8 protein-coding genes are annotated in these 12,052 nt (G+C 46.0%); 4 read left to right on the top strand and 4 right to left on the bottom strand.

Features of this window, described 5'->3' with window-relative positions; all coding sequences use genetic code 11:
• Positions 1–116 precede the first annotated feature (116 nt).
• From porQ to BUR42_RS29190, 3 genes are read left to right on the top strand one after another with little or no spacing between them, the layout of a single operon-like run.
• Positions 117–1,190 (top strand): type IX secretion system protein PorQ, encoded by a 1,074-nt coding sequence (gene porQ / locus BUR42_RS29180; RefSeq protein ID WP_074243045.1) that lies wholly within the window; start codon positions 117–119, stop codon positions 1,188–1,190.
• A 19-nt stretch (positions 1,191–1,209) separates the two neighbouring features.
• Complete coding sequence (locus tag BUR42_RS29185) at positions 1,210–1,989, top strand: ABC transporter ATP-binding protein (RefSeq protein WP_074243046.1); 780 nt, start codon at positions 1,210–1,212, stop codon at positions 1,987–1,989.
• A 2-nt stretch (positions 1,990–1,991) separates the two neighbouring features.
• Complete coding sequence (locus BUR42_RS29190) at positions 1,992–3,674, top strand: hypothetical protein (protein ID WP_074243047.1); 1,683 nt, start codon at positions 1,992–1,994, stop codon at positions 3,672–3,674.
• 32 nt (positions 3,675–3,706) lie between these two features.
• Here the strand turns inward: BUR42_RS29190 and BUR42_RS29195 are convergent, their stop codons facing one another.
• From BUR42_RS29195 to ahcY, 4 genes are all read right to left on the bottom strand, one after another.
• On the bottom strand, positions 3,707–4,438 hold the full coding sequence (locus tag BUR42_RS29195) for a pyridoxine 5'-phosphate synthase (RefSeq protein ID WP_074243048.1): 732 nt from the start codon (positions 4,436–4,438) through the stop codon (positions 3,707–3,709).
• Between the two features lie 9 nt (positions 4,439–4,447).
• A complete protein-coding gene (locus BUR42_RS29200; protein WP_074243049.1) occupies positions 4,448–5,173 on the bottom strand; it encodes a DUF3307 domain-containing protein in 726 nt (241 codons plus the stop codon).
• Between the two features lie 12 nt (positions 5,174–5,185).
• Complete coding sequence (locus BUR42_RS29205; protein WP_074243050.1) at positions 5,186–5,815, bottom strand: SatD family protein; 630 nt, start codon at positions 5,813–5,815, stop codon at positions 5,186–5,188.
• 145 nt (positions 5,816–5,960) lie between these two features.
• Entirely contained in the window at positions 5,961–7,289 is a 1,329-nt protein-coding gene (gene ahcY, locus BUR42_RS29210) for an adenosylhomocysteinase (protein ID WP_074243051.1), read from the bottom strand.
• A 415-nt stretch (positions 7,290–7,704) separates the two neighbouring features.
• Here ahcY and BUR42_RS29215 point away from each other — a divergent pair.
• Positions 7,705–12,052 (top strand): Calx-beta domain-containing protein (locus BUR42_RS29215; protein ID WP_159442368.1); only part of this gene is annotated, 4,348 nt, incomplete at its 3' end.

Here is a 12,052-nt window from a genome sequence, read left to right on the forward strand (position 1 = left end):
ACCTTGTTACCACAAGTTCACTTTTAGCGAAGTGAGCGCATGTTGATTGTTTAAGGGTTTAAAATAAAGCCATCCGCAAGGGTGGCTTTATTGTTGTTATTTGTATCTTCATTTTCGTGCTCCGCAACCTGTTTATATTACTGTTATTATCCTCCTCCGCTCATGCACAGGTGCTGGGTGGAAAAAATGTCTATTCCTTCCTGGACCTGCCGGCTGCTCCACAGATCACGGCATTGGGAGGGGTAAACGTCAGCCAGCAGAATAATGATCTTTCCCTGGCATTACTGAATCCTGCATTGTTGCGGCCTTCTATGCATACACAATTGCAGGTGAATTATGCGGGTTATTTCGCCGGTGTGAAATACCTGCACGTAGCAGCGGCTTTTCATGTACCTTCTGTGGCCACTACCTTTGCCACCAGTTTGCAGTATGTAGGTTACGGAGATATCACACATACGGATGCAGCAGGGAATGTAATGGGTACCTTTCGTCCGAATGATCTTGCCTGGCAGATCAGCGCTTCCCGCAAATACCTGGAAAAATGGTATTATGGCTTGAGCATAAAATATATTCATTCCCGTTACCTGCAATATCAATCTTCCGGTATCAGTACAGATGTAGGGATTGCCTACCAGGATACCGCCAGGGGATGGCAGGCCGGGCTCATGGCAAAGAATATGGGTACCCAGCTGAGTGCTTATGGCGGTGGTGAAAAAGAACCTTTACCCTTTGATCTGCAGGTTGGTATTTCAAAAAGACTGGAACACGTGCCTTTGCAATTATCCGCCACCCTGCATCATATTTATCAGTTTGATATCCGTTATGCAGATCCGGGTTTTGAAGAAGGAACAGTCATAGAGAACGGAGATACAACTAACAGAAGCAGTGGTACTGTAGATAAGATCTTCCGCCACTTTGTGCTGGCGGCACAATTCGAAATAGGAAAGTACGTGGAATTAACTGCAGCTTATAATCACCTGCGGCGAAAGGAACTGGCCATGGTATCCCAGCAGGGGCTAAGCGGTTTCTCTTTGGGCGTTGGGGTGGTCGTGAATAAATTACAATTACGCTTTGCACGGTCCTGGTATCAGCGGACCGTTGCATTTAATCATCTTGGTATCAGCCTGCCATTGAATCAGTGGATGGGCCTGGGGAAATTTGGCGACCGCATTGGCTGGAAGCCGGATTGACCATTTAAAAACTACACATATGCAGCCTATTATCTCTATCAGGGATCTCAGAAAAAGTTATGGTGAAAAGCAGGTGCTGAAAGGCATCAACCTGGAAGTTTATCCCGGCCAGATCATTGGTTACATTGGTCCGAATGGCGCTGGTAAATCCACTACGGTAAAAGTGCTGATCGGTTTGCTCAGCGACTTTGAAGGAGAGGTGACAGTCCTGGGCCAGGACCTCCGCAAAGATACATTGGCCATTAAGGGCCTCATTGGTTACGTACCGGAAAATGCAGAAATATATGATGTGCTCACACCCATGGAGTACCTGTCCTTCGTAGGGAAATTGTATAAACTGGATGAAACGGTGATAACGGAACGGGCTACCCGCATGCTGGATGCTTTTGGCCTGCTTGGGAACAGAGATCAGCGGATGGACACTTTTTCGAAGGGGATGAAACAGAAAGTACTGATCACTTCCGGCCTGCTGCATAACCCGCAGATCGTGGTGCTGGATGAACCGCTTTCCGGACTGGATGCCAATGCTGTGATCATTGTGAAAGAGATTCTCTCCCTGCTGAAAAAAGAAGGCAAAACCATTTTCTATTGCTCGCATATGATGGATGTGGTAGAAAAAGTATCGGACAGGATCGTACTGATCAATGAGGGAAGTATTGTGGCAGACGGTACGTTTGAACAGTTGAAACAATCTGAAGGGGATACCCTGGAAAAAGTATTTGCAAACCTTACCGGTAAGGAAGGTTTTTCCGGCGCGGCAGATGCATTTATTCATGCATTAGGGAACCAAAACAGTTAACCATGAACAAATTCTTCTTATACCTGGTTTCCCTGCTGAATCCCGTCTGGAAACGTTTGGGCGTAGATGTGGAACAACTGAGGGCTATCCTGGAAGTAAAGCTCAAAATGGATGACCGCCGGCCTTCTGCTTATATGCAGGCCCGCCAGCAAAAGAAAAAGGAGATAAAGAACGGCTCCTGGGGTGTGATCCTTATGTCCTTTGTGATGGGCATATTTTACCTCTATGCATTCTTTATTGCAAAGGACCATTTCCTGCAGATGCTGATATGGTTCTCGCTGTTTATGATGATGATGTCTACCACCCTGATCGCAGACTTTACCAGTGTGCTTATAGATGTGAAAGATAATTTCGTGATCCTGCCCAAGCCGGTGAATGATAAAACAGTAGTGGTATCCCGCATGATGCACATTGTGATCCATATCTCCAAGATAGTGGTTCCCATGATGCTGCCGGTACTTGTATACCTCTTTGTTGAAACAGGGGCCGTATCTGCACTTTGGTTTGTGTTGCTGGCTTTGTTATTATGCATCTTCAGTATTTTCCTCATCAATGCCGTATACCTGGTTGCCTTACAATTAACTACTCCGGAAAAGTTTAAAGAGATCCTGAACTGGATCCAGATGGGGCTGAGTGTATTGCTGTTTGGTATTGTTTACCTGGCTCCGCGTGTGATGAAGAATGTGAACCTGGCAGAGGTAAGGCTTTCTGATCATACCTGGCTGAACCTGATACCCCTTACCTGGTTTGCCGGTGCCTGGCAGGCTGTAACAGATGGCATCTACACACCACAGTTCTTAATTTTCATCGCCTTATCCTTCATTGTTCCTTTTGCCAGCCTGTGGCTGGTGATCAAAGTATTTGCACCCAGCTTTAACAGGAAACTGGCTATGCTGGGAGGTAGCGGAACAGATAGTGGTAAGCCGGAAAAAGCACGGGCTGTTTCTTCTGGCATACCATGGTACAAACGCCTGGCCCGCCTGCTCACCAGTGGCAGCCAGGAGCGGTTGTCTTTTGAACTGGTATGGCTGATCACCGGCCGCAGCCGGGAGTTTAAGCTAAAGGTGTATCCCTCCCTGGCTTATGTAGTGATCTACTTCATCTACTTCTTTTTTACCGGCGACCATACTTCAGCAGGGGAGAAGTGGAAACATTTACCGGAAACAAAGATGTTCATCTTCCTGATCTACAGCAGCAGTTTTGCATTTATCACAGCTATCAGCAACCTGGTATACTCCGATAAATATAAAAGTGCCTGGGTATATTTTGCGGCGCCGATAGAATCCCCCGGCCTTTTGCTGATGGGGGCCTTCAAGGCATCGCTGGTGAAGTTCTTTGTGCCGTTCTATTTATTGCTCTCCGCATTTTCATTGTGGGTATGGGGCCTGAAGATCATGCCTGACCTGCTACTGGGCTTTTTTAATGTGATTGTGATCAATCTTGCCTTTGCGTTCATCTACCTGCGCAGGTTACCTTTTTCTGCAGAATTGAATATCAAACAAAGTGCAGGCACTTTCATCAAAGGCATGCTTATTCTGATCGTACCGGGTGTGATAGGTGTGGGGCATTATTTTATTGCTGGATACATCTGGCTCGTGCTTATTTTCGGACTAATGTCCTTTGCGGCATTGTACCTCCTGTACACGAAGTACAGGGAAACGGGTTGGGCGAAACTGGAAGCATAAAAAAGGCGGGAAGATCTTCCCGCCTTTTTTATTTAGTCAACTAAAAGCCGTTTATAGAGCTGAATGGTATTTTCCAATCCAAAATAAATGGCATCTGCCACCAGGGCATGGCCAATCGATACTTCTTTCAGCTGCGGGATGTGCAGCTTGAAGAACCGGAGGTTATCCAGGTTCAGGTCATGGCCGGCATTTAATTCCAGCCCGATAGCAGAAGCTTCTTTGGCAGTGTTCTTATAATCGTTGAATAAACGAAAGTTCTGCGGTTGTGTGCGGGCCTTCGTGTATTCCTCTGCGTAAGGGCCGGTATACAACTCAATGCGGTCCGCTCCTGCGGATTTGGCACCTTCTACTTTACTGATATCCGGGTTGAGGAAAACAGAAACCCTGATGCCTGCTTTTTTCAGTGTGCTGATCACGTCTTTCAGAAAAGACTGGTATTGTACCGTATCCCAGCCGGTGTTGGAAGTGATGGCTCCGGGAGGGTCAGGAACCAGGGTACATTGGTGTGGTTTTACAGCCAATACCAGGTCCATAAACTCCTTCGAAGGATAGCCTTCAATATTGAATTCAGTTGTAACCAGTGGCTTCAGATCCCTTACATCCTGGAAACGGATATGGCGTTCATCCGGCCTGGGATGTACCGTAATACCGTCAGCACCGAACCGTTCACAGTCTTTAGCTACCTGTAAAATATCAGGCAGATTGCCGCCGCGTGCGTTCCGCAGTGTGGCGAACTTATTGATGTTAACACTCAGCTTCGTCATGCCGCAAAATTACGCCAATAAAAGCTTTACTACAAGTCCTGTAAAAATAGAAGCAGAGAAGCTCATCAGCGTACCAATAAGGATATATTCTGTTTCTCTGCGGTTCTCATTATCCTTCAGATCATTGAAGCGAAGGATAGATTTCGCTGCGATCAGGAAACCAATGCCTTCATAATGATCTGTGACAATAAAAGTGAGCACCAGGATCCTTTCAAAGATACCGATCCATCTTCCGGCTTCGCTCAGGGAAGCCCTGCTGTTGGTGAACCTTGCATCTGCCACCTGGTCGCGCCAGCGTTTAGTGGTAAAACCCAGGAGGAAGGAAATAGGCCATATCACGGCCACATAACCCAGCAGGATCGCCCATACGGTTTTGTCTTCCAGGATGGCAGACAGGAAAGGCAGCACGCTGGCCCATCCTTCGGATACCTGTATCCACAATACCAGTATTACCAGTACATGCAAAGCCTGGTCGATAAGAAAATTGCGGGCATTGTCTTTCCGGTATACTTTCCACCAGTCTATCAGAAAGTGGGAGACGGCCACGATCACCGGAATGATCCATTGCTGCCACCAGCCGGTGAAAACATAGATCAGTACTCCATGCATGATGGAGTGAATGTAAAGAAAGGGAGATGCAGCTTTATGGCGCCGTTTGTGTTGTACAAAACCGGTGGTTTGCAGCGCGAAATCACCTATAAGGTGGGCGCAGAGCCATTTAATCAATAAAAGCATAAGATATGGTTTTTAAAACATGGATGAAATCTGCAGTTCAAACCTGCTGATGATCATCGTGATCACCTGCCATCCTGCTGCCTGTAATCTTTGATTGACAGCCGGTTGGCGGATCTTCAGCTTCTCAGCGGTTTGCGCCTGAGTAAGTCCGTTCAGTTGTTCCAGTATGGCTTCTGCCTGTGGAATGCTCCAGCGTTCCATCAGGAAAGAAAGCACCTGGCTATGAATAGCCCATTCCTGGTTAACAGCGGAATGGGGGCTAACAACAGAGATGAGCCCGTTCTTTTTCTTCAGCTCATCCAGGTAGGGGCCCGAATGTTGAAAGGCCGTACCGTCCGATGTAACAACGTTTTTTGAGGTAAAAGTAATATCGCCTGTACCAATGGATATGCGTACCTGGAAATTTTCTTTTCGGAGCCAGGCCTGTAACAACAGTCCGCTGTAAAGCGCCAGTTCCGGATTTTGAATGAATACCGCCTGGAAGCTGTCTCCCCGGTATTGTTCCGCCCTGAAAGTACCATCCTTTTCCTTTATAGCAGCGAAAACCCGTTCCAATATTTGTTGGAAACGCTTACGCTGCGCGGTTTTCAGCAGGGAGGATTGAATGATGTCGCCGGTTATAACGGCTGCGTGCTTTTTCATGGCTCTACAAATATAAGGCTATAACCTTATAATACCCCATTATAAGTCTATAACCTTATATTGTACCATTATAAGCCTATAGCCTTATAATTAGAAAAGCAGCCCACCGGGGCTGCTTTTCCTATGATCAGATCTTTCAGATCTACTAGTAACGATAGTATTCAGGTTTGAACGGACCTTCAACCGGAATGCCCAGGTAAGTGGATTGTGTGTTAGTCAGCACATCCAGCTCAACGCCGATCTTTTTCAGATGCAGGCGGGCTACTTTTTCATCCAGGTGTTTAGGCAGTACATATACCTTGTTCTCGTACTTGTCTGTATGTTGCCACAGTTCAAGCTGAGCGAGTGTTTGGTTAGTGAAGGAGTTACTCATCACAAAAGAAGGGTGACCAGTAGCGCAACCCAGGTTCACCAGGCGGCCTTCAGCCAGCAGGATGATATCTTTACCATCAATGGTATATTTATCTACCTGGGGTTTGATCTCTACTTTAGTGTGTCCGTAATTGGTGTTCAACCAGGAAACATCAATTTCGATATCGAAGTGACCGATGTTACAAACGATGGCTTTATCTTTCATCGCTTTGAAATGTTCGCCGGTGATGATATCGCGGCAACCGGTGGTAGTTACGATGATGTCTGCTTCTTTAACAGCGTCAGCCATCTTTTTCACTTCGTAACCTTCCATAGCAGCCTGCAGCGCACAGATCGGGTCAATTTCAGTTACAATAACACGGGCACCGGCACCTGCGAGAGACTCGGCAGAACCTTTACCCACATCACCAAAACCAGCCACTACAGCAACCTTACCTGCGATCATTACGTCCGTAGCACGACGGATAGCATCTACGCAGGATTCGCGGCAACCATATTTATTATCAAATTTGGATTTGGTAACGGAGTCATTGATATTGATAGCTGGCATAGGTAAAGTGCCGGCTTTCATTCTTTCGTACAGACGGTGAACGCCGGTAGTAGTTTCTTCGCTCAGACCTTTAATATGCTGGATCAGTTCAGGATAAACGTCGAAAACCATATTGGTCAGGTCGCCACCATCATCAAGGATCATGTTCAGAGGACGATCAGTGCTGCCAAAGAACAGGGTTTGTTCAATGCACCAGTTGAAATCTTCTTCGCTAAGGCCTTTCCATGCATAAACAGGGATACCCGCAGCAGCAATAGCAGCAGCAGCGTGATCTTGTGTAGAGAAAATGTTGCAGGAGCTCCATTGTACTTCTGCACCCAGGGCTACCAGGGTTTCGATCAGCACAGCTGTTTGAATGGTCATGTGTAAGCAACCGGCAATACGCGCACCTTTCAGGGGCTGAGATTTACCATATTCTTCACGCAGGGCCATCAAACCCGGCATTTCGGCTTCCGCCAGTTCTATTTCTTTGCGACCCCACTCTGCCAAAGACATGTCTTTAACTTTGTATTTGAGGCTCAAATCAATCTTGGATTTAGCAATTGTGGACATTCCAGTAAATTTTTGGCAAATCTACCTTTATTTCTACTTTCTACATAATGCTTTCTCTTAAACCTGTTTTAATAAATTAACCCTCCCCCGGGAGTAACTGTCTAATATACATATAAATTATGCTAAATTAATATTTGCATTAATATTATAAATAATATACATTTGCTATCTGGTGCAGTTAATACCAGTTTGTTACATATTATTATTTAGAGTCATTGACGTAGAATAAACGTTTGGAATAGAAGGAGTTAAGAATCTAAAGAAGGGGAAAAGGGGCATCTTGCCTGTGCAGATTACCCACTACAGGGAAGTTCCACTACCGGAAAATGTACTTGCCGGAATATAACGTCAGCCTCGAGATATCTAGTATGGATGTAAAGAAATTTTAAGTTTTATGTTAGTCCTATCCTTACCTATGAAAAAACCGCGTTATGCGGGTGCAAACCATCTGCGTTTCGCTATTGCGGCCATTATGGCTTTCTTTTTCCTTTGCGGGGAAGTGCATGCCCAGGCGCAGACGGCTGTTATCAACCCTGCGGGGGGTACTGCCCTTGATAATAACCTGCGTATTGAAGTAAGGGATAGCTGTATACTGGTCAGGCGGAAAGGAGTGGACCAATATAACCTGGATAACAGCCAGCCCAAGGAAGATATCGGGTTAAGGACCTATTTCATCCTGGAACAAAGGTTCGGGCCATTGCAGGAAAAGACGCCCAAGTATGTGAAAGCCTGTGAGATATCAGACGTGTATGGGGATGGTTCGCTGGGAAATCCCTACAAGATTGTGACCTTATCTTCTTTTCAGAACCTTAATAACGCCACTTATAATGTTACCACCGTATATACTTATGTAAACGGAACCTCTTATTATAATATCGATTTCTACATCAGTTCAAATGAAGAAATGCTGAATGGCCCTCTTGGTGCAGAAAGAGGGGGACAATATTACATTCATATTTATTTATCCCAACGAAACTGGATGGGTACTGAGGATTGTAGCACTGGTTTCTTTTCCGGTGAAACATCCGTTGTTAATGATAACTATCTAAACCAGGGTATGCCCGACCCTGCTCAGACGATCAAGAGCATAGTAGGGTATAAAAGAGACAACGCATCCTGCCCCTCCGGGCCGGAAGGTGTAAATGTATTCAAAACAAATGCTGGCTTTACTTCCTGGTTTGCGGGCCCTACTAATACCCGGGATGCAAAAGTTAATCCCGGCGGATATTTGCTGAGCAATAATATCAATATAGTGCCACAAGCACAGGGAGTGGCGGTGCACAAGGCCGTTTTTATGGATGCCACAGCCATGGAGATCAATCACGCGATCAAACGTTTTGCTGTTGGTTTTGATTCAACCGAATTGAAGAGTGTTTTTGTACAGGACCCGAACCCGCCTCCCGGATTTACACATTTCCCCTTTGGTAAAGCTACCATTGAATTATCTGATGCCAACCCTTCCGGCCCGGAAGGAGATAATACACATGTTATCAGCAACCTTACCTTAACGGTAAGTGGTGCGAAGTTTAACCTTCCCCAGCTGGCTACTGTTAAAGTATACCCTACCACCAGCGGTATAAATGATGCGGTGGCAGGTACGGATTATGAAGTGTTATATACCAGGATACTGATCCCGCCGGGTGATTACACTTTTGTGCCGGGTAACTTTCCTTTGAACAATATCCTGATCAAAGGAGATGATGACCTGGACCCGAATAAAACCTTACGGGTAGAACTAACGAATGATTGTTCTCCGCACCTGCAATTGGGTACTGTTACTTCTGTTATTTATACGATTGAAGACGATGATGCCGGTGAACTGTTCATAGAGCCGGCTCAGACTACGCTGGAAGAAGGAAAGAGCATGAAAGTAAAAGTAAGGATGTCCGGCACTCCTTTATTAACCGATGTGGTAGTTACCCTCGCTAAAGGAACGGCGGATGCTGAATCAACAGATCACAGCGTTATTCCTGCTACGGTTACTATACCTGCCGGCAGTCTTTTTTATGAATTTGATTTTGATGCGATCGCAGACCGGATACTGGAGCCTGCAACGGAAAGCCTGGATATCACAGCTACAGCAACCATATCAGGCATTAACAGAACGCATACTACCACTATCAGCATCATTGATACAACAGGATTAAACCCTGCCAACAAGATCATCAGTTTCACTTCTCCGGCTACAATGGAAGGGAATAATGCTACCATCACTGCCAGCCTGCCAACGGGGGTAACAACAGAGTTCCCTGTTGTAATTGCTATGACGGTACATCCTTCAAGTACTACGGACCCTACAGATTTTGGTGTTGCATTTCCCACGAGCATGACCATTCCTGCGTCTGGAAATGATGTCTCTTTTACTTTGCCTGTTGCCTCAGATGCTAAACTGGAGTTACAGGAGTCTTTGGTCTTTAATGGTACCAGTGCAGGATTTGTTGTGAACGGCGGTCAGCTGGATGTTATCCAGGAAGCGGTGAACCTTACGGTGCAATTTGATGATCCGGCAGTTACCCAGGTAATGGAGCCATATAACCCACAAATAATTGTACGCCTGCCTTATGCAACGGACTTTGCCTTTGATGTGAAATTGGAAATAGATCCAACTTCTACAGTGAGCACAGATGATTATTATTATTCTGACCCGGCAGATTTTAAGGTCCATTTTACGCCGGGGATGGATTATGCAACATTCGATCTTTTCGAAATATCGCCGGATACCTGGATGGAACTTCAGGAGAAGCTTGTCATAAAGGCAAGCTCGCCGGGTTTTACGCCGGCTACAGCTACCTTGCTGATCGATGATTACAACAGTACGATCCCTGACGCCATAAAGTATTACTTTGAAACGGTGGATGGCTTAATGGATTACACGGAAGGAGAGACTGTTCAGCTAAAAATTATAGCAGTAGGTGAGGTGTCTTCAGAGCCAATCATCTTTACGATAGGTACTGCTAATATCGATCCCAACACTACTGCCGCAGATTACGAATTACCACTGACCGTTACTATTCCGCCGTTTGAAAGAGAAGTGATCTTTGATCTGAAACTCAAAACAGATGCATTGACAGAATCAGATGAAGAGCTGGTTATTACTGCAGATGGTAATATATTGGGTACCCCCTATAGTACATCTCCTTTAATTATTTATATCAAGGATGGAATAAATCCTGTTATCGAATACACCGTATCGGATGTAACAGAAGGAGGGACGGCTACCGTAACAGCAACCCTTCAATCCGGCGTAGCGTCATCAGATATTGTGATCACGCCTCAAAGGATTTCCGGCAGTGCTATTGATGATGATATTGTTTTACCGGCTACTGTAACCATCCTGGCAGGCTCCAACTCCCAACCCTTTACTATCAGCGCAGTTCCCGACGATATCCTGGAAAGACAGGAAACACTGGAACTCGGAGGTACGGCTACCGGATATATTATTGCTCCGGTAACCTTAAATGTTAACGATGCTACAAGTGCTGTTTCTGCTAACAAGAATATTACTTTAACACCTGTTACTACTGATGTAACAGAAGGCAATACCGTGAAAGTATGGGTTCGTTTACCGGGTACTATCACTACATCGGAAGAACTGACCATTGACCTCGCCGCCAGTTCTGCAACATTGCTGGGCACAGAGTATACCATACCTGCCAATGTTAAGATCCCGGTTGGCGGCCATGAAATATCATTCGACCTGGTGGCTAACACGGACAATGTCCTGGAACCAGATGAGTTATTAGATATCACTGCGAGCTCGAGGATCTTCGATGAAGATAAAACTGCTACTACACAGATAACTATTAAAGACGCTACCGGCACAGCTGCGAATAAAACAATTACTGTTGGTGATCCTGTATCTATAGCAGAAGGCGGTACTGCCAGCTACGTATTCAGTTTACCTTTGAGTATCACCACCCAGGACGCTCTTGTGATCCAATTAACCCCGGGGCTTGGAACAGATGCTGCTGCTGCGGACTTCGTTGGGAATGTATACCCTTCAACGGTGACCATTCCCGCAAATGGTAATACCCGTACGCTGTCTGTTCAACCAAAAGTGGATGGTATTATTGAGAACCAGGAGAAACTGATACTGGTGCCATCTTCCCTGGGTTATACATTTACCAAAAATGTTGATCTGGACATTATAGATGCTGATCTGGCCGGTGCCACCATTGTACTGAGTGCTGCCGCTGCAAATGTTGCTGAAGGTAGTTCAGTGCGGATCACTGCCACTATACAGGGATCACTCACCTCTGCTACACCAATCAATGTGGTATTATCAAAAGACGGTGCATCCATTGCTGATAATACAGATCATGGCACTTTAGGAACCATCACGATCGCAGCCGGTGCTGCCGATGGATTTGTAGATATTAGCGCCAACACCGACCTGATCCTGGAGAATACAGAATCCCTGATCCTGAACGGCACAGCTACCGGCTTTACTGTAACAGGTACCACGGTGAACATCACAGATGCCACAGGCACCTCCGCCAACAAACAGCTGACCCTTACCCCTGATGCCTCCACAGTGACAGAAGGTGGCAGTATCCAGGTGAAAGTAAGTTTACCAACAAACATCATCACCTCAGAAGCCCAAACCATCAGCTTAACCAGTGGTGCAGGAACCGTAGCCACTTTGCTGGGCACAGAATACACCCTGCCAGCAACCGTTACGATCCCCGCAGGCGGTAATGACGCTACCTTCACCCTTACAGCGAACACTGATCAAATTATAGAGCCCAACGAAACATTAGAGA

The organism is Chitinophaga niabensis (assembly GCF_900129465.1).
Lineage (GTDB): Bacteria > Bacteroidota > Bacteroidia > Chitinophagales > Chitinophagaceae > Chitinophaga > Chitinophaga niabensis.

Bases quoted from the DNA above. Each gene is read 5' to 3' on its own strand.
- BUR42_RS29185 (WP_074243046.1), top strand. From the start codon at position 1,210: ATGCAGCCTATTATCTCTATCAGGGATCTCAGAAAAAGTTATGGTGAA.
- BUR42_RS29190 (WP_074243047.1), top strand. From the start codon at position 1,992: ATGAACAAATTCTTCTTATACCTGGTTTCCCTGCTGAATCCCGTCTGG.
- BUR42_RS29195 (WP_074243048.1), bottom strand. From the start codon at position 4,438: ATGACGAAGCTGAGTGTTAACATCAATAAGTTCGCCACACTGCGGAAC.
- BUR42_RS29200 (WP_074243049.1), bottom strand. From the start codon at position 5,173: ATGCTTTTATTGATTAAATGGCTCTGCGCCCACCTTATAGGTGATTTC.
- BUR42_RS29205 (WP_074243050.1), bottom strand. From the start codon at position 5,815: ATGAAAAAGCACGCAGCCGTTATAACCGGCGACATCATTCAATCCTCC.
- ahcY (WP_074243051.1), bottom strand. From the start codon at position 7,289: ATGTCCACAATTGCTAAATCCAAGATTGATTTGAGCCTCAAATACAAA.